Origin of the sequence: Vibrio kagoshimensis, assembly GCF_050337535.1 — a bacterium.
Lineage (GTDB): Bacteria > Pseudomonadota > Gammaproteobacteria > Enterobacterales > Vibrionaceae > Vibrio > Vibrio gallaecicus.
The window spans coordinates 207,553-229,709 of the sequence record NZ_JAKJSZ010000012.1; the positions used below are offsets into that span (position 1 = coordinate 207,553).

19 protein-coding genes are annotated in these 22,157 nt (G+C 41.2%); 15 read left to right on the forward strand and 4 right to left on the reverse strand.

The genetic code is table 11. The features are described from left to right. Positions 1 to 251 precede the first annotated feature (251 nt). On the reverse strand, positions 252 to 1,616 hold the full coding sequence (locus L4C37_RS13405; protein WP_429768897.1) for an MATE family efflux transporter: 1,365 nt from the start codon (positions 1,614 to 1,616) through the stop codon (positions 252 to 254). Positions 1,617 to 1,835: 219 nt separating this feature from the next. Between L4C37_RS13405 and L4C37_RS13410 the strand changes: the two genes are divergently transcribed. From L4C37_RS13410 to L4C37_RS13460, 11 genes are all read left to right on the forward strand, one after another. Then, positions 1,836 to 2,291, forward strand: a complete 456-nt coding sequence (locus L4C37_RS13410) for a GNAT family N-acetyltransferase (protein WP_429768898.1) — start codon at positions 1,836 to 1,838, stop codon at positions 2,289 to 2,291. Between the two features lie 129 nt (positions 2,292 to 2,420). Continuing rightward, complete coding sequence (locus L4C37_RS13415; RefSeq protein WP_429768899.1) at positions 2,421 to 2,930, forward strand: DUF6653 family protein; 510 nt, start codon at positions 2,421 to 2,423, stop codon at positions 2,928 to 2,930. A gap of 104 nt (positions 2,931 to 3,034) precedes the next feature. After that, positions 3,035 to 3,520 carry a hypothetical protein gene (locus tag L4C37_RS13420; RefSeq protein WP_429768900.1) on the forward strand — a complete coding sequence of 162 codons (486 nt, stop codon included), beginning with the start codon at positions 3,035 to 3,037 and terminating at the stop codon, positions 3,518 to 3,520. 88 nt (positions 3,521 to 3,608) lie between these two features. Further along, a complete protein-coding gene (locus L4C37_RS13425) occupies positions 3,609 to 5,138 on the forward strand; it encodes a TolC family protein (RefSeq protein WP_429768919.1) in 1,530 nt (509 codons plus the stop codon). Beyond that, on the forward strand, positions 5,125 to 6,942 hold the full coding sequence (locus L4C37_RS13430) for an efflux RND transporter periplasmic adaptor subunit (protein WP_429768901.1): 1,818 nt from the start codon (positions 5,125 to 5,127) through the stop codon (positions 6,940 to 6,942). The genes L4C37_RS13425 and L4C37_RS13430 overlap by 14 nt, the downstream gene beginning before the upstream one ends. Further along, positions 6,935 to 10,102 carry an efflux RND transporter permease subunit gene (locus L4C37_RS13435; protein ID WP_429768902.1) on the forward strand — a complete coding sequence of 1,056 codons (3,168 nt, stop codon included), beginning with the start codon at positions 6,935 to 6,937 and terminating at the stop codon, positions 10,100 to 10,102. The genes L4C37_RS13430 and L4C37_RS13435 overlap by 8 nt, the downstream gene beginning before the upstream one ends. A gap of 139 nt (positions 10,103 to 10,241) precedes the next feature. Beyond that, positions 10,242 to 10,820 carry a copper-resistant cuproprotein CopI gene (gene copI, locus L4C37_RS13440; RefSeq protein WP_273295588.1) on the forward strand — a complete coding sequence of 193 codons (579 nt, stop codon included), beginning with the start codon at positions 10,242 to 10,244 and terminating at the stop codon, positions 10,818 to 10,820. 385 nt (positions 10,821 to 11,205) lie between these two features. Further along, the gene (gene sigZ / locus L4C37_RS13445) at positions 11,206 to 11,760 is read left to right on the forward strand and encodes an RNA polymerase sigma factor SigZ (RefSeq protein ID WP_429768903.1); all 555 of its coding nucleotides are present in this window, start codon (positions 11,206 to 11,208) and stop codon (positions 11,758 to 11,760) included. Between the two features lie 180 nt (positions 11,761 to 11,940). Next, the gene (locus tag L4C37_RS13450) at positions 11,941 to 13,416 is read left to right on the forward strand and encodes a glutathione synthase (RefSeq protein WP_429768904.1); all 1,476 of its coding nucleotides are present in this window, start codon (positions 11,941 to 11,943) and stop codon (positions 13,414 to 13,416) included. A 374-nt stretch (positions 13,417 to 13,790) separates the two neighbouring features. After that, a complete protein-coding gene (locus L4C37_RS13455) occupies positions 13,791 to 14,834 on the forward strand; it encodes a polysaccharide lyase family 7 protein (RefSeq protein WP_429768905.1) in 1,044 nt (347 codons plus the stop codon). Between the two features lie 255 nt (positions 14,835 to 15,089). Continuing rightward, positions 15,090 to 15,683 carry a hypothetical protein gene (locus tag L4C37_RS13460; RefSeq protein ID WP_273295592.1) on the forward strand — a complete coding sequence of 198 codons (594 nt, stop codon included), beginning with the start codon at positions 15,090 to 15,092 and terminating at the stop codon, positions 15,681 to 15,683. Positions 15,684 to 15,833: 150 nt separating this feature from the next. Here the strand turns inward: L4C37_RS13460 and L4C37_RS13465 are convergent, their stop codons facing one another. Beyond that, a complete protein-coding gene (locus L4C37_RS13465; protein WP_137372234.1) occupies positions 15,834 to 16,721 on the reverse strand; it encodes a LysR family transcriptional regulator in 888 nt (295 codons plus the stop codon). A gap of 157 nt (positions 16,722 to 16,878) precedes the next feature. Here L4C37_RS13465 and L4C37_RS13470 point away from each other — a divergent pair, with 157 nt between their 5' ends. Then, a complete protein-coding gene (locus L4C37_RS13470; RefSeq protein ID WP_137372235.1) occupies positions 16,879 to 17,571 on the forward strand; it encodes an aspartate/glutamate racemase family protein in 693 nt (230 codons plus the stop codon). A gap of 114 nt (positions 17,572 to 17,685) precedes the next feature. After that, the gene (locus L4C37_RS13475; RefSeq protein WP_429768906.1) at positions 17,686 to 18,852 is read left to right on the forward strand and encodes an MFS transporter; all 1,167 of its coding nucleotides are present in this window, start codon (positions 17,686 to 17,688) and stop codon (positions 18,850 to 18,852) included. Positions 18,853 to 18,981: 129 nt separating this feature from the next. Here the strand turns inward: L4C37_RS13475 and L4C37_RS13480 are convergent, their stop codons facing one another. Beyond that, on the reverse strand, positions 18,982 to 19,941 hold the full coding sequence (locus tag L4C37_RS13480; RefSeq protein WP_429768907.1) for a hypothetical protein: 960 nt from the start codon (positions 19,939 to 19,941) through the stop codon (positions 18,982 to 18,984). A gap of 150 nt (positions 19,942 to 20,091) precedes the next feature. On the opposite strand from L4C37_RS13480, the gene L4C37_RS13485 reads away from it, so the two are divergent. Together L4C37_RS13485 and lpxL are read left to right on the forward strand one after the other, a co-directional pair. Next, the gene (locus L4C37_RS13485; protein ID WP_429768908.1) at positions 20,092 to 20,556 is read left to right on the forward strand and encodes an Lrp/AsnC family transcriptional regulator; all 465 of its coding nucleotides are present in this window, start codon (positions 20,092 to 20,094) and stop codon (positions 20,554 to 20,556) included. A gap of 134 nt (positions 20,557 to 20,690) precedes the next feature. Continuing rightward, positions 20,691 to 21,626: an LpxL/LpxP family Kdo(2)-lipid IV(A) lauroyl/palmitoleoyl acyltransferase gene (gene lpxL, locus L4C37_RS13490; RefSeq protein WP_429768909.1), complete on the forward strand. Its 936-nt coding sequence runs from the start codon at positions 20,691 to 20,693 to the stop codon at positions 21,624 to 21,626. Between the two features lie 278 nt (positions 21,627 to 21,904). Here lpxL and L4C37_RS13495 read toward each other — a convergent pair. After that, positions 21,905 to 22,157: transketolase-like TK C-terminal-containing protein (locus L4C37_RS13495; protein ID WP_277869691.1), on the reverse strand; the 253-nt coding region annotated here is incomplete at its 5' end.

The following is a 22,157-nucleotide window of genomic DNA, read 5'->3' on the forward strand; positions in this document are numbered from 1 at the left end:
GAGTAACGTTTAATCGCTAATCGCTAATCGCTAATCGCTAATCGCTAATCGCTAATCGCTACAGCCAGTCTTTGCATCTAATAAACTTATCATTTGTAAAACTAGTGGGTTCTTTGGTTTATGATAAAAGTGCGTTACTGCGGGTAAGCAGTAACGCACTTTTATATCTCAGTTGCAGAAGAACCTGCTTCTACCTGCTTCTAAGGAAGAGTTTAGTATAGAAGAGCTTTGTATCGAAGAAACGAGTCTGTCTATGCAGGTTGCAAAGCTCGCATCTTCATTATGTAGCGTAATCTAAGGAGCATAAGGGTAGCTGCAATGGTTAGCCCGGTCAGGATTCCGACCCAAAAGCCCTTTTCGCCCATTGCTGGAACAATGTAATCGGTCAATCCTAATACCATACCAAGGGGGAGGGCCAATCCCCAGTATGACGCAATCGCTAAAAACATTGGAACTTTGGTGTCTTTATAGCCACGTAATGCGCCATTAGCGGATGTTTGTAAAGCATCACTAAACTGGTACATCGCGGTTAGGGCGAGTAGCGTTGCCGCTGTGGCACTGATAGCTGGATCAGTTGTGTATAGCCTGATTATCCATTCAGGGAATAATAGAAATACCGCCACCGAGAGCGATGAAATAAGCCCTGCGACTAAGATGCCTATTTGGCTGCGTTCAATTGCTCCTAATTCATCTTTTTCACCTAAAGCATGACCAACACGAATGGTAATACCAAATGAAATGCTCATCGGGATAACGTAAGTCATGCTTGAAATGTTTAAAGCGATTTGAGCCGCGGCGATATTTTCAGCACCGATTCGACCAATCATAAGTGCAATCACAGAGAAAATACTGCCACAAACCGCAATGTTCATCCCGATAGGTAAACCTAGTTTCAATAGATGAAGCATTTCTTTCAGTCTTGGTTTTACATCTGAAAAACTGATGATAGTTTTATAATGGTGATGTCCTTTGATATAGGAATACAACATTCCAGACATCAACCAATACACTAAGCTTGTAGCCCAACCGCAACCCACAGCCCCCATTTCAGGGAGTCCAAATTTACCGTAAATAAGGACATAGTTAACGGGTATATTGACCAGTAAACCAACTACCGAAATAATCATCGGCACTTTGGTATTGTTCATCCCTTCACAAAAGCCGTTTAAGGTATAAAACAGAGCTATGCCCGGAACACCAAATGCTAGGGCTAGCGCATAGTCGCTTGCTATAGGGATGATTTTCGAGGCAACACCAATCCATTCTAATATCGGTTTAGCACTGGCTAAATAGATGATAAGTAGAATACTCGCAATGATTGCTAGCCAAACCATCTGGAAAAATTCAATGGAGATATTATTAAAATCACGGGCACCGCGGTGATAAGCCACAACGGGGGTTAATGCCATGATGATACCGCGTAGCAGCAACAATACCGGGATCCAAAGGCTTGTTCCTAAAGCGATTGCTGCAAGATCAGCAGGGCTTACTTGACCTGCCATAGTGGTATCGACAAAGCCCATAGCTTGGGTGGCAATTTGCGTGAAAATGATCGGAATCGATAGGTGCATCAAAGCACCCGACTCTCGGGTAAAAGAACGAAGTTTAGTTAACATGGAGGCTCTAGACACCAATATAAATGCACCAATGATGGCAGGATAGCGAGTGTACATTTTAGGGTGTGCCCGTTAGGCGGCGACAATATAAACACCTTGTTTGCTAGGGTCAAGTTTTAGAATTATTAGTTCTATTTGCTTCTTATTGTCGTAAATGTGCAATCTATGAGTTTCTAGGGGCATTATAATTTTCACAAATACCACATTGATGAGAACCCTATGATTCGCCCATCCATAGAAACAGATATCCGTACCATTTTAGATATTTGGTTTAACGCATCTATTAAAGCGCATGATTTTGTCGCCGCTGATTTTTGGCAATCACAAGTCGATAATATGCGGGATATCTACCTGCCAGCGTCACAGAACTTTGTCTTTGAATTAGGCTCAGATGTCGTCGGTTTCTATTCTTTGTACGAAAATACTTTAGCGGCCATCTTTGTATTACCAGAGATCCAAAGGAAAGGGATTGGTAAACAACTAATAGCCCATGCCAAGGCACAAGTTGAAAATGGTAAAACCGACGAAAAAGAAGAACAAAAACTGATATTAAATGTTTATGCTGAGAATGAAGCCAGCTTTAATTTTTATTTATCTCAAGGCTTTGAGATTGAGAACCTGCATAAGTGCGAGCATACAGGTTGCTTGGAATATATGATGAAATTGAAAAATTAAAGAGTATGGTGGTGAAAAGATAAGCAATAAAAGGAGGGTGTGCTGAGAAGAATTAAGCGTATCTTTCTGTATTCATAGATACTACATTGCTTACTTTTACATTTGCTATCATCAAACAAGGAAGAGCCATTGGATATCGTTAAACTGCTTGAGAAGTCAATGTCAATGGATGAATCCAGTTGGCAAAGGCACTCTAACCCTTGGAGTGTTTATTCTCGGTTTACTCTTTTGCCACTCCTGTCTCTGGCTTTTTGGTCTAGGGATTGGATAGGTGTGTATTCGATTATCCCTATCTTGATGTCATTTCTGTGGGTATGGGTCAACCCTCGTTTATTCAACGCTCCTAAAACCACCAATAATTGGGCTTCCATGGCAACCTTTGGTGAGCGTATTTATTTGAATCGAAATGTAGAAACTATCCCAGAGCATCATGTAAAGCCTATCTTAGTGTTGAAATCTTTAACTGGAATTGGCTTACCTATATTCATTTATGGGTTGTGGGCTTTAGACCTAGGCTTAGTCTTGGTTGGAAACCTGTGGATTATGGTTTTTAAGGCTTGGTTTGTAGATAGGATGGTATGGCTATACCTTGATATGAAAAGTACTAAAACTGAGTATGAACAGTGGCTTAAACTTTAACTTATAGTTATTAAATTAGTCTTTCTCATTTTATTTCCTTCGTTTCGCTTGACCTTCCCCCTAGGGTAACCTTTACACTCACGCCGTAAATTTAAAGGTTAGTTATGACAAACACACTCCGAACAACTTGGATTACCGTGTTCAGCATTATCGCAATGTTGATGTCTAGCTATACCTCAAGTTCACCGGTAATGATGCTTGATATGATGCCTCCCCAAGCCATGGCTAGTATGATGAGCGATTGCCACCTCCCAGATAGCTTGGATAATTATCAAGCTGGTACTTCTTTTATATCCCAGCCAAAAGATCATCATTCTTCAATGTTAGCTAAGAGTGATCATGCTCATCATGATGCTAATTCTCAAAGCTCAAGTGAAAACAAAGCCAGTCACCATTGTCAGGGAGCCTCTGATACTGTGCATACTTGCTGTATGTCGGTTTGCTCTTCTGTTTCATTGCCACTGAATACTTTCTATGTTCCTTTTGAATTATCCCCTTCGCTAGCACAATACCAACCTTTGGTTATTGGCCATAAAGTCTCGCGTATTCAAACCCTGCTACGCCCACCTTCAGAATCTATCTATATCTAAAAAATAGAGCTACATCAGAGAACTGATCTGATTTAGCCGATCTTTTATGAGCGTTATTTAACGCTAGATATGGACAATCATTGTGATTATACATCCCAAAAATGCAGTGCTTTCTTTGAGCATGAGCATCATGGCGGCTGTTATGCCTGCCATTTTATATTCGAATAGTGCTTTCGCTGGCGAGAACCTTACGGTGAACGAAACTTACAATTCAAATCAGCAACTCAAGATTCTTATTGAGATGGCGTTATCTCATGACGCCAGTAGAAAACAGTACTTTTCTCAATCGCAAGCGATGCGAGAGTCTGGTGTCGCCAGTGCAACCTTGATGGATCCGAAACTGAAAGTAGGTTTTGGAGGGCTGCCTGTTGAGTCATTTAAGTTTGATGAAGACCCAATGACCAATATTTCAGTGGGTTTAATGCAGCAATTCGAACGTGGTTCGACACTGGACTTGAATCGGAAAAAGGCGAATCAGCAAGCCAATGTTGTCGATCATCAAGTTCAAGTTCGTGAATATGAAATTGTAAATAGCATGACTCAACTATGGCTAGAACTTGGCTATCTTCAGCATGCTGCACTTCTCATTACAGAAACCCAAAGTCTGATGGTTGAGATGGAGCAGTATGTTAAAACCAATTATTCAATCGGTAAGAGTGAAGCGCAGGATTTACTGAATACTCAGCTTCAGGTGAATAAGCTTGATGAAAAGTTGCAAGCTAACCAACAAATGCAACAACGAGTGGTTGCACAGCTGTCTGAATGGCTCGGTGCCAAATGGTTGGGGGATAAGGGGTTCGATGACAATCGGTACAATTCATCTTCTTTGAGCCAAGTCAGCTATAAATTGGATTGGGGACTCTTAGATTTACGCCTGAAAAATAATACCAGTGATACGCAGTTTTACGCGCTGCTCAATCAACACCCTATGGCTCAAATGGCGGATGCAACCATCTCGGCAAATCGCACGCAGGTGGAAGTCGCAGAACAAGCGTTCACGCCACAATTTGGTGTTGAAGTGATGTATGCCTACCGTCAAGCCGACAACATGATGGGCGAGCCTGCTTCTGATTTACTCAGTGCATATCTGACCATGGATATCCCGTTATTCACCGATAACCGACAAGATAAAAACCTCACCGCTGCTCAATACCAAGTGGGCGCTTCGCAATATCAAAAAGATGCACTGTTGGCACAAATGAATGCCCAAGTGAATGTTTTGATGAATGATAAAACGAATTTGATGGAGCGTATTGAACGATATCAAGAGCGATTAATCCCTCAATCTCAGGCGCGTATTGCCGCTGTAGAAAGGGGCTACCAGAATAATACCGCTCAGTTTGGTGATGTGATCACTGCCGCGACAGATGAGCTGGCACTAAAAATTGAACTGACACGTCTCATTACCGATCTGAACCAAACCAATAGCAAACTTGCCTCGTTACTCGGTGGTTTCGAATATCAAGTGTCTAGCCCTTCTGATCTATCCCTAGATCAAGCTCAATATCCAAATCACCTTCAATACTCCAATCGCGTTCAAACACAAATATCACTCGATACTCAAATAGCATTCAAAAGAAGAACGACACTAATAAGGACATCAAATGACTACATTTAAAACGGCAAGCCTTGCTTTAGTTATTGGTGGGGTTCTGGGCTACGGAGTGAATACCTATTTCACTGGTATGAGTCACGGCATGATAGGGATGTCTCAAAGTAACCAGACACAAAACAAACCGGCAGAAAATGATGAACCGCTGTATTGGGTTGCACCTATGGATCCGAATTACAAGCGCGATAAACCCGGGCAGTCGCCAATGGGAATGGATTTGATCCCGGTATATGCGGAAGACACGAATGGGGAAGATGATAAACCCGGTACGATAAAGATCGATCCTTCGGTAGAAAACAACCTTGGGGTGAAAACCGCTGCTGTTTCTAGAGAGGTGCTTTCACCATTGATTGATACGGTAGGCTACATCGCTTTTGATGAAGGCCAGCTATGGCAGATCAATGTGCGCATTTCTGGTTGGGTAGAAAAGCTTCATATCAACGCAGTTGGCGAACAGGTAAAAAAAGGAGAAGTACTGTTTACTCTTTATTCTCCTGAATTAGTTAAGGCGCAAGAAGAGCTAATTAGTGCTTACAAAACTAACCGTAAGGGAATGATTAAAGGGTCGACTGATAGGCTCGTAACTTTAGGAGTCGACCGCGGTCAAATCAAGGCGATTGCGCGTAAAGGAAAAGCTTCACAAACCATTGAGGTCAAAGCGCCCGCAGACGGTGTTATTGCAAGCCTTAATATCCGTGAAGGTGGTTATCTTTCTCCTGCTCAAGCGGTGATCAGCGCGGGACCACTTGATGAAGTTTGGGTCGATGCTGAAGTATTTGAGCGTCAGTCTCACTGGATCAAAAAAGGCAATTTGGCATCAATGACGTTAGATGCATTACCTGATGGTGAGTGGAAGGGAGAGGTGGATTATGTCTATCCGATTCTTGACCCTAAAACTCGAACATTGCGCGTTCGATTGCGTTTTTCTAATCCTATGGGTCAACTTAAACCCAATATGTTTGCTAACGTCACCTTAAAGCCGGTGACAAATAATGAAGTATTGACGATACCTCGGTCATCTGTGATTCGCTCTGGAGGCATGACCAGAGTAGTTATTGCGGAAGGAAATGGAAAATATCGCTCTGCCCGTATTGAGATTGGACGTGAGGCAGCGAATAACGTTGAGGTATTAAGCGGTTTAAAACAAGGAGACAGCATTGTGACGTCTGCTCACTTCATGCTGGATTCCGAATCTAGCCAGTCTGCAGATCTTTCTCGCATCAACGGAGTTGAAGACCCAATTGACACGGCTTGGGCGAAAGGGGAAATCACTGATGTTATGGCAGGTCACCGAATGCTGACAATTAATCATCAACCTGTTCCTGAGTGGAATTGGCCTGGCATGGTGATGAATTTCAGCGTTGCAGAAGGTGTTGATTTTGAACCATTTAAGCTAGGGCAAACTCTTGAATTTGAAATGCAGAAAGGTGAATCAGGGCAGTATGACATTGTGGATTATAAGCCGCTATCTATGTCACAGACCGGTAAACCTCAAGCCATAAACGAAGTTTGGATAAACGGTGAAATCAGCATGCTGATGGCTGATTTTGGGATGATCACGTTAAACCACCAAGCGGTTTCTGAATGGGATTGGAAATCTGGAGAGATGAATTTCTCGGTCGGAGATGCAGTTAAGTTATCTGACTTTCAAGAGGGGCAAAAGGTTCACTTTTTAGTTGAAAAGCAAGGTTCAGAGTTCTCTTTGAAAATGTTAGATCTTAAATCTCTAGAGACTGTTAATAATAAAAAAGGTACTGCGAGCAAAAAAGCTATTGCCACATTACAACTAGGCGAGGTGGACAATGATTAATGCCATTATTCGCTGGTCTATTGGAAATCGATTTTTAGTCATCATTGCGACAATAGCCATTGTTTTTGGGGGCTTGTATAGCGTTAAAAATACACCTGTCGATGCTATTCCTGATCTCTCTGATGTTCAGGTAATCATAAAAACGAGTTATCCAGGGCAAGCACCACAGGTCGTTGAAGATCAAGTGACCTACCCATTAACAACAGCGATGCTAGCTGTACCAGGTGCAGAAACCGTGCGTGGTTATTCGTTTTTTGGTGATTCGTATGTCTACATTATTTTTGATGATGATACCGATATGTACTGGGCAAGATCTCGCGTTTTAGAGTATCTAAGCCAAGTAGCACCAAAGCTTCCTTCTAATGCTAAACCTACATTAGGTCCTGATGCGACTGGTGTGGGATGGGTATACAGCTATGTGTTGCAAGATAAAACGGGCAAACATGATTTAGCTGAACTTCGTAGCTTACAAGATTGGTTCTTAAAGTATGAACTGCAAACGGTCGCGGGCGTATCGGAAGTTGCGACAGTGGGCGGCATGGTTAAGCAGTACCAAGTGCAAATCGACCCCGCTAAATTACGTGCTTATGACTTAACACTTCAGCAAGTTAACAGCGCAATTAAAAACGGTAATCAGGAAACAGGCGCTTCGGTAGTGGAAATTGCTGAGGCTGAACACATGGTTCGCACTACCGGTTATCTAACCAGCATTGAAGACATTCAATCCTTACCATTGAAAGTAACGGAGAAAGGAACACCACTTTTATTAGGGGACATCGCAGACATTAATCTTGGACCACAAATGCGCAGAGGAATCTCTGAACTTAATGGCGAAGGTGAAGCCGTAGGTGGTGTGATTGTGATGCGATTTGGTGAGAACGCTAGTGAGGTGATTGATTCCGTCAAAACCAAACTAGCAGAGCTGCAACGCGGCTTACCTGAAGGTGTAGAAATTGTCGCAACTTACGATCGTTCAACCCTGATTGATTCTGCAGTCGAAAATCTTTGGAAAAAACTGGCAGAAGAGTTCATCGTCGTTGCAATCGTGTGCGCACTTTTCTTGTTCCATATTCGTTCTTCTATGGTTATTGCTCTGAGCTTACCTGTCGGTATTTTAGGGGCATTCATTGTTATGCATTGGCAAGGGATTAACGCCAATATCATGTCTCTTGGCGGTATTGCGATTGCGATTGGAGCCATGGTTGATGGTGCGATAGTCATGATCGAGAATGTGCATAAGCATATCGAAAGGACGCCGTTAACCGATAAAAACCGGTGGCAAGTGATTGGTAAAGCAGCAGAAGAAGTGGGAGCACCTTTGTTCTTCTCTCTGATAATCATCACATTAAGCTTTGTTCCTGTATTTGCCTTAGAAGGGCAAGAAGGCAAGATGTTTTCACCGCTTGCGTTTACTAAGACGTATGCAATGGCTGCATCTGCAGGTTTGGCGATTACGCTTGTGCCAGTTCTCATGGGCTATTTCATCCGAGGAAAAGTACTTCCAGAGCATAAAAATCCGGTAAACCGTGGTTTAGTGGCGCTGTACAAACCACTGTTGAACTTAAGCTTGAAGTACCCAAAAGTGATGATTGTATTGGCAATTGGGCTAATGGCTTCAGCGTATTATCCAGTGAGTAAGCTTGGTAGTGAATTCATCCCACCATTGGATGAAGGCGATCTTATGTATATGCCAACCACATACCCAGGGATCTCTATTGGTAAGGCGCGAGAACTCCTGCAACAAACGAATAAGCTGATTATGACTGTGCCGGAGGTTGAAACTGCATGGGGCAAAATTGGCAGGGCTGAAACTGCAACCGATCCTGCGCCTTTGACCATGATTGAAACCGTTATTCAGTTCAAGCCGCGTGAACAATGGCGTGAAGGCGTGACGGCTGAATCATTGCGTAAAGAGTTTGATGAACTTATACAATTCCCTGGGTTAACCAATGCGTGGGTAATGCCGATAAAAACACGTATCGATATGTTGGCTACCGGTATTAAAACACCGATTGGTATAAAGATAGCCGGTCCTGATTTAACAGTTATCGAAGGTATTGGAGCTCAAATTGAACCAATCCTTAACAATGTGACGGGAACGGCTTCTGTTTATGCTGAGCGAGTCGCTGGTGGGCGTTACGTCACCATCGATATCAAGAGACGTTCAGCAGCTCGTTATGGTCTGAATATTCAAGATGTCCAGCAAGTAATCTCTACAGCAGTGGGCGGTATGAATGTGGGTGAAACTGTTGAAGGCTTAGAACGCTACCCAATCAATGTTCGTTACCCGCAAGATTACCGTGACTCAGTCGTGAAACTGCAAAACTTACCTTTGGTGACTGCCAATGGTGCACGTATCGCTTTAGCTGATGTCGCGGACATTCGCTATGAAGACGGTCCTCCAATGATCAAGACTGAAAATGCTCGACCGAATGGTTGGGTATTTGTCGATATTGATGGGCGTGATTTAGGGTCATACGTGGTAGAAGCGCAGAATGCAGTGGCGGATCAATTGGAGCTTCCTGCTGGCTACTCTCTGGTGTGGTCCGGTCAATATGAATATATGGAACGCGCAAAAGAACGCTTGAGTGTGGTCGTGCCTATTACTGTTGCCATCATTATGCTGCTGCTTTATCTGAGTTTTCGCAGGGTAGGTGAGGTCATGATCATCATGCTCACTTTGCCACTCGCGATGGTCGGTGGTTTGTGGTTGATGCATTTATTGAACTTCAATTTTTCTATCGCAGTTGGGGTTGGTTTTATTGCGCTTGCTGGAGTGGCTGTTGAAATCGGCGTCATCATGCTGGTCTATCTCAACCAAGCTTGGCATTACAAAAAACTTGATGCTACCGAGTCACAAACAAGGCTTGAACAAGGCGATCTAATTGATGCCATTCGCGAAGGCGCTGGTCTACGAGTTCGTCCTGTGATGATGACAGTGCTGACGGTGATTATTGGGTTGATTCCCATTATGTACGGTGAAGGTACAGGCTCAGAAGTCATGCAACGAATCGCTGCGCCAATGATCGGCGGTATGGCTTCGGCATTAATACTCACGCTGCTTGTTCTACCCGCACTATTCATGCTCTGGAAACAGCGAGAAATGAGCAGTACACACGACAGCGAAGATACATCAACTGTATCGAAGGTAATTCAATAATCGAAGTCGATTTAATCACAAAACCAGTTCAATCACTGGCCAAGAGTCATTGAACCAAACAAATTTGAATATACAGCCCTTGAGTATGGCACTGTTTTAAAACTGTGCTCAGGGCATTATAAAGAACTAAGGAAGTACCATGAACAAAACACTTATTGCTATTGCCCTAACATTTGTGACCTCAACAGCTTTTGCTGAAATGAACCACGCGAACATGGACCATAGCAATGTAGATCAAAGCGATATGGATCATTCGACTATGGAAATGGGGAGAATGGATCATTCCAATATGATGATGGACCACTCAAAAATGGACCACTCTAATATGATGAACATGGAAGGAATGTCTGAGGTAGGAATGCCTGCAAAAGGCGCAAAACCCGATAAAGTAGTCCATGTGATATTAAGCGATGATATGAAAATTACCTTTAAGAAAGAGGTAAATATTGAACCCAATGATGTGGTGCAATTCGTTGTAATGAATACAGGTAAGATTGACCATGAGTTTTCGATTGGATCGATGAAAGAGCAGCTAATGCATCGTGAGATGATGAAAAGTATGGGAAATCATGAGCATGATTCTGGAAGTACAGTGACAGTAAAACCGGGTAAAGCAAAGCAGATGCTTTGGCACTTCCATGGGGATAAAAATGTTGAGTTTGCTTGTAACATTCCAGGGCATGCAGAGGCAGGAATGGTAAAGAAAATCGTTATTTAGCCTTTAATAACGTTTTAGCTTTTATCTGCATTTAAGCATTGTATCAATGCCTAAGCGTTATCAAGGTCTAAGTTTTATCAACGTTTAGTCAGATCGCAAGTTAGCTAGATAAAAAGCTAACAATGTTTAACCGAGACTTAAACCAAGAGCCTCTAATTTGTTAGGGGCTTTGTCGTTCAGTAGAGTAAATTGTTTCAGTATTTTGCGTCTTTTATTAGCGATTTTCGTCTAGTTAAAGTAACCAATAAATATTAAATAATGGTGGCATAAAATATTATCAGGGCAGTAAACCATCACCGAATCAAATGCTTTTTACTTTAAAGTTTTTGATAATTCCACTAGTATCGAAATATAGTGATAGAGTATCGAAATTGAGGTAAAAGCTATGCTAGCGGAATGGTTAACACATAAAGACCACTTGAGAAGTTACATAGTAAAACAGACGGGTGATTTAGATCTAGCTGATGATATTTTGCAAGAAGTATATATAAAAGCCAGCCAAAAAATAGAACAGTTAGAAGCAAGGGATAAACTGAAACATTGGCTATACCGTATCACTCATAATACGATTATGGACTTCTATCGCTCACATCAGAATCATGAAGAGTTAGTTGATAACCAAGTGGAAGAAGAGGTGCCTGACGAAGTTGTGAACCTTCAAACCATGGGGCAGTGCTTGAGACTTATGTTTGATTGCTTACCGGAAAAGTACCGTGAAGCGATGATCCTTTCGGAATTGGATGGGTTATCTCAGCAGGCTGTTGCTGATCAGTTAGGGTTATCACTTTCTGGTACGAAAAGCCGAATCCAGCGTGGTCGGGTTAAGCTTAAAAAGATTCTCACCGACTGCTGTAATGTGGAAGCTGGGCGAGAAGGTATAATAGACTTTTACCCCAAAGATAAGTGTGTTGATTTTGCAAAGAAAAATGGTGCAAATTAGGCTATGTTTGGCATTTTGATGGTTAACTTACTTTAAATAGAAATCGATCCGTAATATGGGTCGATTTTTTGTTTAAATCAGTTTCTACTATCCGCAATTGATAGTTTCTACTACAAAAATAGCACGCGAGCTCTGACGGCAGTAAGTGCAGCATCAGATAAATTAGAGAGTTTTTTCATAATGAATACCAACAAAAGCCAATTTATATCGCAGCAAGTGATTGAAGATGTATGTGAGTGGGAAATCATGCATGGTGTTGCTTTTCGTCAGGATGATAATACAGCAAGACATGTACCATTTAGTATCGCTCCAATGACGATGGAAAGCCAAGTTTATAGTCATTTACTCGCGGTGACGCCATTAATCGCTAAGTTAGTGAGTAACGTGTCAGAAGATCATGAGTTCTTGCAAGAATCCCTTCGTGATATGGCAAAAGCTGACCCTTTCTTCGGGCGTTTAATTGAGTTACACCAGCAAGCCCACGGCGATGTATCTCAAAGTGATGAAGCGGCTCGCCAGTCATTATTATTGATGCGAACTGACTTTATGGACGATCGCCAGCATGGTGCAAAAGTGATTGAGTTTAATGGTATTGCGGCTGGCATGGGACCATTCGGACAACGCGCGACAGAGCTACATCGCTTTGTAAAAGACCAATGGAATGACGTATACAATACGTGGCTAGAAGATGATTCAGCGGTCCCTGCTGATAATCAAGCTTTGGAGCAACTGGCTCATGGGATTGCAACGGCAACCAATAAAGTAAAAATGCACTTCTCGGCATTAGATGATGCAAACGACCAGCAGAAACCAACGTTTTTGATGATTGTTCAGAAAGGCGAGGATAATGTTTACGATCAGCACCTTCTGGAAGTAGCCCTGCAAAACCGTGGTGTGAGAACGGTAAGACGTACATTCGAGCAGTTGAGCACTCAGCTATCGAGTGGTGAGAATAAGCGCCTTATTTTGAATGGTGTAGGGGCAATCGATACGGTTTATCTAAGAGCGGGTTATCAATATTCAGATTACTGGGCTCCGGATCTAAACGAACCTATTTGCTGCCATACGTTAAGCCAAACGCGTTTGTTCATTGAGAAACATTATGTAGCAATGAATGCCACTATTAGCCAGCAACTGGCAACCAGTAAATCAATGCAAATGTTACTGACTATTATGCCTTCAGAAGATTATGCTCGTTGGGGTTTAACACTTGAAGAAGCGCAGTTAGTGAAAAGTGTATTGGCGGAGATGAAGCCTATTTCGACAGAAACCATTGAATGGTTCAACTGCCATGCGGACAAAAAAGAATGGGTGCTTAAAAATCAAGGTGAGGGTGGTGGCCACTGTGTATTTGGTGAAGACATCAGCGACACTCTCACTAAGCTAAAACCAGAAGAGTACGATGCGTGGGCATTGATGCAACGTTTGTATCCGCATGAACGAGACACACCCACAATTGCTATTCGCGATGGTCGGCAAACGTTGGTGAAAGACCTTGTGAGTGAGATAGGTTTATTTACAGCGCACTATCAAGGTGACGCCGTAACAGGGTTGGGTGGTTACGCTGGTTATCTAATTCGTAGTAAGCCTGCAAGTGAGAATGAAGGTGGTATTCATAGTGGTCAAGGTATTCTCGATTCACTTGTTCTCATTTAATTCATATCAAGAGGTTTAGATTAATTGTAGCCTTTGGGTAATTAGACCTTCAGAAGTGTCATTATCCATTGGCAGATTTTATAAACATCAGCATTATTCACTTTTTTGCAAAGCATCCATCACCCTTTCGATTCACATTTCGTTTAGTTATTCAGCGACTCCCATAATACGTAGCTTCAACTTGGTAAGGAGATCATTTCCGAGCTTGAGTTTATAGACCTTCTTGAATCTATGAAAAAATCTTATTTATTTGAGCTAGGTTATAAGTCAGAGTTTTAAAGTGTGAACTAACAATCACATCTTGTTGATAGCGCTTTGCTTAATATTACGCCTGATTATTATGTATGATAATAACACATAAAAGGATTAAATAAATGAAACAAACTCTTGCTCTGACTGGTGCTATTTTACTTGCTATGCCTGCATTGGCAGATGTTGCTAATAACGGTGTGGATTCCCCAGTTCCTGCTGATAAATTTGATATGCGTAACTGGAAAATTACGATTCCTTCAGACATCAATGAAGATGGTAAAGTCGATGAAATTGAAGGCGTAGCAATGATGAGCTACTCTCATTCAGACTTCTTCCACCTAGATAAGAACGGGCATCTTGTCTTTGAAGTGCATAACAAAGCGATCACGACTAAAAATTCAAAGAATGCGCGTTCTGAACTGCGTCAAATGCCTCGTGGGGCTAATTTTGATAACATTCTTACTGACGGCAAGCTGAACCAGTGGGCTCTTTCTAGCCACCCAGAAGCGGATCAATACAGCGCAGTAGGTGGCACTTTAGAGGCAACGCTTCAGGTTAACCATGTTTCTCTGCATGCAAAACACCCTGAAAAATATCCAGCGCACTCTGTAGTTGTAGGACAAATACACGCTAAAAAGCACAAAGATCAGATCAAAGCTAAAACTGGATATGGACACGGTAACGAGCCTCTTAAGATTTTCTACAAGAAGTTTCCAGACCAAGAATACGGTTCAGTTTTCTGGAACTACGAACGTAACCTAGAGAAGAAAGATCCAAACCGTGCGGATATTGCTTACCCAGTATGGGGCAACACTTGGGAAAACCCAACTGAGCCAGGAAAAGCAGGTATTGCTCTAGGTGAAGACTTTAGCTATCGAATAGAAGTTAAGGGCACAATGATGCACCTAACTTTCGAAACGGCGAGGCACAATACAGTGACTTACGACATTGACTTAAGTAAAGGTGTGGATGATAAAGATCACCCAACAGGTTATGCAGCAGATGACTTCTACTACAAAGCGGGTGCATACGGTCAATGTAGCGTACAAGATTCTCACCCAGTATGGGGACCTGGTTGTGAAGGTACGGGTGATTTTGCTGTTGATAAGAAGAATGGTGACTACAACAGTGTGACGTTCTCTGCTTTGAAGTTGAACGGTAAGTAACCTCACTTTCCACCAACATTTATTTGTTAAAAGAAGCCTTTTGGTGCGCTAACCCGTAGTAAAAGGCTTTTCTATTTCGATGTCAGGTTTTTCTGTTCTTTCTTACCTATTCGTTTATTAACGACATTCTTGGTAATCAATCGAACATCAAGGTTTGACACTGATCACTCATATCGTTAGCCTGAGCGGCAAAGTAACTTGTCTTAGCTGATGGGTTACTCTGCATTACCCTATCTATCCAAGGAACAAGATTACATGAGTGAGCTAACACCACAGCAAGAAGAAGCTATTGCAACGTTTAAAGAGAACCTTCATCTTCCTGGAGGTGGTTTCCATCTTCTTATCATTGAGTTGTGTAAAGAATTTCAATTGCCTTTCCAAAAAGTACGTAATGTATTGATGAAAGCTCAAACAAAAATCGAAAAGAAGATTCGTCACGATTTTAATGCCGTATGTGAGAGTGATTTAACTCAAGAGACTTGGTTGGATGCGATTCGAGCTAAATTAGGAGAGATGGCTCAAGACCATGTGCCTGTCATGGACAACTTATTAGCGAGTGAAAAATACAAGAAAGTATTGGCGACGCTTACCTCACCTATTCAAAATGAATACGAGCGTGAAGATATTTTAGAAGAGTTAATGCAAGTGTATGAAAAAGAGGTGTTTAAGCCTTTGCTTGCTATGCTGCATACAACCAAATTGTATTGGAAACTGATGCTCGCAGAAGATTTAAATAAAATGACTGAAACATGTCGTGAGCAATTCGCCGATTATCCACAGCATATGGAAGCTGCCGAGCTTTTATTTAAGTTAGATAAAAAAGTGAGAGCCGCAAAGCTAAGTGAATAAGTGTTTAATTCACTGATGTAGCTGTCTTTTACTGCGTCTTTTACTAAAATCTGTATTTCCACACCTCTAACCACTTCTCTTCATCAATAGGCTTACTACTAAGCCTATTGATTCTATGTCAGCCGCGAATCGTGAACTTTGACTTTATGGCTATTTCAGTACTTGTTTAATTTTATCTATAAGAGTGTTGTAACGGTGAGGGAGTTCTCTATTTCGTTTCTGTACCAAATATAGAGCTTCTTCCACCTTTTTGGTTGGAGGAGCGATATAAAGGTTTTCTGCTTGAGGGAAGTTTCTAACAGCACTCTCAGGTAGAACCGTGAAACCTAAGCCTTTAGATATCGGTACCAGAATTTGGTGTAGTTGGTTGATATAACCAGCTTTTGGTAGCGAATTTATGTTTATCTTTGATAGCTCTTCATCGCCACACAAATCAAAATAAAGCGATAGATAGTGATGAGAATCGGGGTGGCAGATCAAACCAACAGAAAACAATAACTCCGATGTTACAGCTTGTCCCTCATAGGATTTAGGTAGGACTAAGCACAGGGCTTCTTTTCCGATAATTTCATTTTGAAATAAGCTGCTACTGGGTATGTGTGTGACTATGCCAAGCTCAATGCTGCCTTGTTGAATGTCGTTCAACACTTTGTGGTTTGGCGCAGCTTCAAGGTGGAAATACATTTCGGAATGTTCTTTTTGCAAATCCAATAACTTGGGATAGAGCAATAAAGACAAAGACCCAGAGCACGATAATAAACATTGGCCTGAATAAGGGTTATCAAAACATAATGATTCGAATAGAGCGTGCTCATCTTTAGCGATTTTAATGGCGTATTGATAGATTATTCGACCCTGTTCGGTCAGTTCAAAACTCTTGTTTTCTCTTGTAATTAAAGGGTGATTACAAGCATGTTCTAGCTTCTTGATATGCTGGCTCACACCCGGTTGAGTCATGTAGAGTTTTTCTGCGGTCTGAGTGAAATGACCAACATCAACTAGAGTTTTGAATGTGTGTAACCAAAGAGGGTTAAGCATGCGCTAGGCTCAATAAATAACAAAAAATTATTATTATTGCAAAATATGATAATTTCAAGATGTCATTTTGTCTTCGTGTGGCTCAACGATAAATTCATTTGTACCAAAGTGTGTTTTCTGTTCTAGTGAATTGATATTCAATCTCAGAGGATAAGTGATGAAAACAATTGGCATGCTAGGTGGAATGAGTTGGGAGTCTACATCAAATTATTATCGTGAAATTAACCAGTTAGTCAAAGCTCAACTGGGTGGTTTCAATTCTGCCAAAATTGTTATGTACAGCGTAAATTTTGAAGAGATTGAAAAATTACAAACAGCAGGTGAATGGGATAAAACCGGTATAATTCTTAGTAATGCGGCTCTTTCACTGAAAGCGGCAGGTGCTGATTTTTTAATGATTTGCACGAATACAATGCATAAAGTCGCGAATCAAGTGGAACAAGAAACCGGGTTACCACTTTTACATATAGCTGATGCGACTGGCGAGCAGTTAAAAGCACAAGGTATTAGCAAGGTTGGTTTGTTAGGTACTGCATTTACAATGGAACAACAGTTCTACAAAGGTCGTTTACAAGAAAAGTTTGGTATTGAAGTCATCGTACCTAATGGTGTTCAGCGTAAGCTAGTTCATGGAGTGATTTATAACGAATTGGTTCAAGGTGTTTTAAATAACCGATCAAGAAATGATTTCATTACGGTGATAAACGACCTACAGGAAAGTGGTGCAGAGGCAGTAATCTTAGGTTGTACTGAAATTGCTATGTTGGTGAATCAGAATGATACGAAAGTTCCTTTGTTCGATACTACCGAAATACATGCTCAGGCGGCCGTTGACTACGCATTAAGCTAATACGATTAAAAGTACATTTAGAAGACGTACATTAAAAACGTATATTTGAAAGAACCGGATTAGAGGTGAATCAACACAGTGTTGGTTCATCTTAGAAAATACAAGGATTGTGTGATGAATAGAAATGTTTGGTTATTATCGCTTTGCCAAGCACTGCTAATGACAGGAAACATATTGTTGATTTCCGTGATTGGATTAATTGGCAAACAGATTGCACCGAGCACCAGTATGATTACATTGCCTGTTGCATTGCAGTTTCTTGGTTTGATGGCTGCCACTATCCCTGCATCCTTGATATCCGGAAAATTAGGGCGTAAACGGGGTTTTAGTATTGGTAACATGGTCGGGATTACAGGTGCGAGCCTTGCGACCTATGCTTTATATCAGCAGCAATTTTACCTATTTTGTTTTGCTACATTTTTGCTGGGTATCGGTATTGGTTTTGGCACGCTTTATCGCTTTGCGGCTATTGAGGTTTGCGATGAAAATGCACGACACCGAGCAATATCCATATCTATGGCTGGTGGAGTATTAGCGGCTGTTTTAGGACCTAACTTAGCTATTATGTCGCAAGAATGGTCACAGGACGGTTTATACATAGGCGCTTTTGCTTCACTTATCCTTTTGAATATTTTCGCTCTAATCATTCTACAAACGATTCAATTTCCCGAAACCTCATATCATTCCTCTCGAGAAAAATCAGACTCGATTGGTGAGATCGTAAAAGCACCGAACTTTATTGTTGCCGTTTTTGCAGCAATGGTTTCCTACGCGGTCATGAATATTCTCATGACAGCAACACCACTTGCGATGATTGGCTGTGGGTTTAATTTTACGAAAGCGGCAGGGGTGATTGAATGGCACGTATTGGGCATGTTTGTACCTGCTTTCTTTACGGGGCGACTAATTGAAAAGTTTGGAGCACGACATGTGATATTAGTTGGTGGATTACTGTTTGTTGCATGTATTGCTATCAATATACACGGTCAATCTATTTGGCACTTTAGAGCTGCTCTAGTATTGCTTGGGGTAGGTTGGAACTTCATGTTTATAGCCGCGACAGGTATGTTTAGCCAAGCATACAAGGAAAAGAACAAAGCTAAAGCACAAGCGTTTAATGAGTTTGTCGTGTTTAGCTGCGTCACGGTTACTGCACTTTTATCGGGTTGGCTTGAATCTACCGTTGGTTGGCAAAACTTGAATCTTTATGTGCTGCCGTTTGTGCTAATGGTCATTGTCATCTTTGCGGTGAATGCTAAGCAGTCTCGCGTTATGGCTTAATCATTGATAATTGATACTGCTAAGAACACAGTATTTAACCCGCTAGTAACGAGCTTTACGTACGAATTAGTATGCTCTGAACTCATCTATAAAAGTTCAGAGCATGTTAACTAAAGACTTTTACTTTTGTTAAGCGACACTTCGATAGAAATATTTTTCACAGGTTTGATCACTTAGCTTTCTTAGCCCTAATGAGATTAGAGCGACAACAACAACTGAAAAGACTAACCGCCCCCAAAATATGGTGTTGAAGTCTGCACCTATCAACATAATCAATAATGTATCTTCAATCAGACTGTGTAGCAGATTAAGCAGCATAATTGAGGTGAATACATCTCGCGCGGCAATATGACCACGTTTAGCTTCATTGATCAGTAAACCCCCACCGAAAGATAAACCTAACGTGACGCCAATGATGGTGAGATTGGTTGCTTCTTTACTGATGCCTAAAATACGAAGAAATGGTCTAAGTAACACAGCCATTAATTTTTCAATACCAAGCAGCTTTAAGATTTTAAGTAAAAATAATAAGGCAGAAATAACGAGGAATATAACAGCAAAGTTTTTTACTTGGCTTACCGCCCAAGCTAAATAACTGGTGTCTGTGACGGTTTCTGGCTGCCATAAAATGACCGCGTGTTCTGATAGGAAACCACCAGTTTGATAAGTCAGGTTAAGTAACCAAGCAAAAAAGAGACTACCACCAATACGCACAAAAAGAGTGGCAGCAAGGTTTACCCCTGCTTTTTTTGCTATTGCAGCCTCTATGGGTAAGGAGTGCGCTAAAAGCATCATGCTGCCCAATATTGACGCTTGAGCCACCGTTAATGGCATGTCTAAATTGATGAACACGATTAGACCTGCATAGATATTCGTGAGCATTGTGGTTGCCCAAACCAAGCCAAGTTCTTTGGGGAGCCCTACTAACTCCATAATGGGGCTCAACCAACTACTCAGTAATACATTTCCTCCTAATTCTTCGACGACTTTTATCACTAGGATGATAGGAATCATAATTTTAAAAAGGGTGTATGTAACATCAAAAATGTCACGAATAAGTTCTTTAAAAAAGAGTTGAATCGGTTGCATTGGCTCTGTCCATGAAATGTGGCGAATAGTGATATGTTACACAGCATTTCTCTATCAAGATTTCGTTTTCAGTTTACTAAGATGTTAAAAAATTATTATTTGAGTTATTTTGAGAAATTATAGGTAATTAAATTGGCTCAGTGAGAAATTATGGATATAGATCGTATAGACAGGAATATCTTAGCAACCTTGCAAAAAAACAATCGAGTTTCAAATATTGTGTTGGCGGAGTTAGTTGGGTTATCGCCTCCTGCGTGTTTAAAGCGAGTTAAACGCCTACGCGAAGAGGGGGTCATTATCGGTGATGTTTCGATTATCAACCCAGAGTTGGCTGGCAGCACTATGACTTTGATTGTGTCTGTCGAAATGGAGCGAGATAGGGCTGATATATATCAAGTGTTTAGACGTTCTATTTTGAATGCTCCTGAGGTGACCCAATGCTATCAGATATCAGGAAGTTATGACTTTATGTTAGTAGTGACAGTAAAGGATATTCTGGCTTATGAGCAGTTTGTAGAGCGCGTTTTGCATACGGATTTAAACATCAGAAAGTTTCATACATCAGTTTCTTTGAGAACAGTTAAGTTCACTACGGCAATCGATCTAGAAAAATAGCGTAAAGTTTAGGCTGAAAATACTAATTATATGGATGTGGTGTCATTTTTATCACTAAATAAATACATTTTTTACACTTATCTATTTTATAATGTTATTTGATTCGTTAATTAGTAGTACTGTGAGATAACACTATGAAAGTGGTTGAAAGTCCTAAGCTTTCTGTTGCTATGTTGGCACCAAAATATTGGCTGATTTGGTTGGGTTTTGGTTTATTGGCATTAACTGTGAATGTTTTACCTTATTGGGCATTGCAAAAAATTGGCTTTGGAATAGGTAGCCTATCAAAGCTTGTATTGGGAAGGCGGTCTAAGGTTGCGTATCGAAACTTTCAGTTAAGTTTTCCAGAATTATCGGATGATGAGATAAAGAATCTCGTTAATGATAACTTTAAAAAGACAGGCTTAGCGTTAATTGAAACGGGAATGGCTTGGTTTTGGCCCGATTGGCGAGTGAAAAAGCATATGGCTGTGATTGGACAGGATATGCTGATAGAACAAGAAAAGAATAACCGTGGTGTTTTGGTTGTCTGCGGACACTTTCTGAACCTGGAAATGACAGCTCGTATATTCAGTTTCTTTGCACCAGGCTACGGCGTTTATCGTGCTCACACGAACTTAGTGTATGAATTCATACAGCATAGAGGTCGAACTTGGAAAGGTCACCAGATGATCGATCGGTCTGACTTAAAAGGTATGATTCGAGTGTTAAAGTCAGGTAATCGCTTATGGTATCTACCTGACCATGATTATGGAAGAACTAGCTCTGTATTTGTTCCTTTTTTTGGAGTAAATGAAGCGGCAACAACATCGGGTTCAAGTTTCCTTATTGATATGAGTAGATGTGCTGTAATGTCCGCTGTGACCGTTCGTAAACAAGGTCAATATACATTGGAAATTAGCGATGACTTAAGTGCTAAGTTCCCTCGAAAGTCTCCTGAAATTGCTGCAAGGTTAATGAATGAAGAGATTGAGAGAATGATTAAAAGAGACGTAAGCGCGTGGATGTGGTTACACCGCAGGTTTAAAACTTTGCCTGAAGGCTATCAAGGTGGCTGCCGTTACTCTTAATTTCCGTTAGCTTAGCCATAGATTTACTATAACGTTCGTTTTTGGCTGCAATTGTTTGAGTTAATTATTTGAAATAGCTTGCGCATAATTGAGCTTGGACATAATTGAGATGATACGCTAAATAAAAAGCCCCCTGCATCAGACATGCAGGGGGCTTTTTTGATTCTATAACTTCTATCTAGTTGTGTAATAATTTAAGCCAATAATGTAGACGCTCAAGTTATTTTCACAACCAACTAAGGTGAAGTTGAATCTCGAGAGACTCAACTATCACACTGTTAAGCTAGAATTTCTTTCGCTGTGTTTACTACATTTTCAGTAGTGAAACCGAACATCTTGAATAGCTCACCTGCTGGTGCAGATTCGCCAAATGTTGTCATACCGATGATCTTGCCACCGAAGCCAACGTACTTGTACCAGAAGTCAGCGATGCCAGCTTCTACAGCGATACGAGCTGTAACGTCAGATGGAAGTACAGACTCACGGTACTCAGCGTCTTGCTTATCGAACGCGTCAGTTGCAGGCATAGAT

Excerpts from the sequence above, each read along its gene's own strand:
- L4C37_RS13410 (WP_429768898.1), top strand. The coding sequence starts at position 1,836 with ATGATTCGCCCATCCATAGAAACAGATATCCGTACCATTTTAGATATT.
- L4C37_RS13430 (WP_429768901.1), top strand. The coding sequence starts at position 5,125 with ATGACTACATTTAAAACGGCAAGCCTTGCTTTAGTTATTGGTGGGGTT.
- L4C37_RS13470 (WP_137372235.1), top strand. The coding sequence starts at position 16,879 with ATGAAAACAATTGGCATGCTAGGTGGAATGAGTTGGGAGTCTACATCA.
- L4C37_RS13460 (WP_273295592.1), top strand. The coding sequence starts at position 15,090 with ATGAGTGAGCTAACACCACAGCAAGAAGAAGCTATTGCAACGTTTAAA.
- L4C37_RS13455 (WP_429768905.1), top strand. The coding sequence starts at position 13,791 with ATGAAACAAACTCTTGCTCTGACTGGTGCTATTTTACTTGCTATGCCT.
- L4C37_RS13405 (WP_429768897.1), bottom strand. The coding sequence starts at position 1,616 with ATGTTAACTAAACTTCGTTCTTTTACCCGAGAGTCGGGTGCTTTGATG.
- L4C37_RS13485 (WP_429768908.1), top strand. The coding sequence starts at position 20,092 with ATGGATATAGATCGTATAGACAGGAATATCTTAGCAACCTTGCAAAAA.
- L4C37_RS13480 (WP_429768907.1), bottom strand. The coding sequence starts at position 19,941 with ATGCAACCGATTCAACTCTTTTTTAAAGAACTTATTCGTGACATTTTT.
- copI (WP_273295588.1), top strand. The coding sequence starts at position 10,242 with ATGAACAAAACACTTATTGCTATTGCCCTAACATTTGTGACCTCAACA.
- L4C37_RS13420 (WP_429768900.1), top strand. The coding sequence starts at position 3,035 with ATGACAAACACACTCCGAACAACTTGGATTACCGTGTTCAGCATTATC.
- L4C37_RS13450 (WP_429768904.1), top strand. The coding sequence starts at position 11,941 with ATGAATACCAACAAAAGCCAATTTATATCGCAGCAAGTGATTGAAGAT.
- L4C37_RS13475 (WP_429768906.1), top strand. The coding sequence starts at position 17,686 with ATGAATAGAAATGTTTGGTTATTATCGCTTTGCCAAGCACTGCTAATG.
- L4C37_RS13435 (WP_429768902.1), top strand. The coding sequence starts at position 6,935 with ATGATTAATGCCATTATTCGCTGGTCTATTGGAAATCGATTTTTAGTC.
- lpxL (WP_429768909.1), top strand. The coding sequence starts at position 20,691 with ATGAAAGTGGTTGAAAGTCCTAAGCTTTCTGTTGCTATGTTGGCACCA.
- L4C37_RS13465 (WP_137372234.1), bottom strand. The coding sequence starts at position 16,721 with ATGCTTAACCCTCTTTGGTTACACACATTCAAAACTCTAGTTGATGTT.
- sigZ (WP_429768903.1), top strand. The coding sequence starts at position 11,206 with ATGCTAGCGGAATGGTTAACACATAAAGACCACTTGAGAAGTTACATA.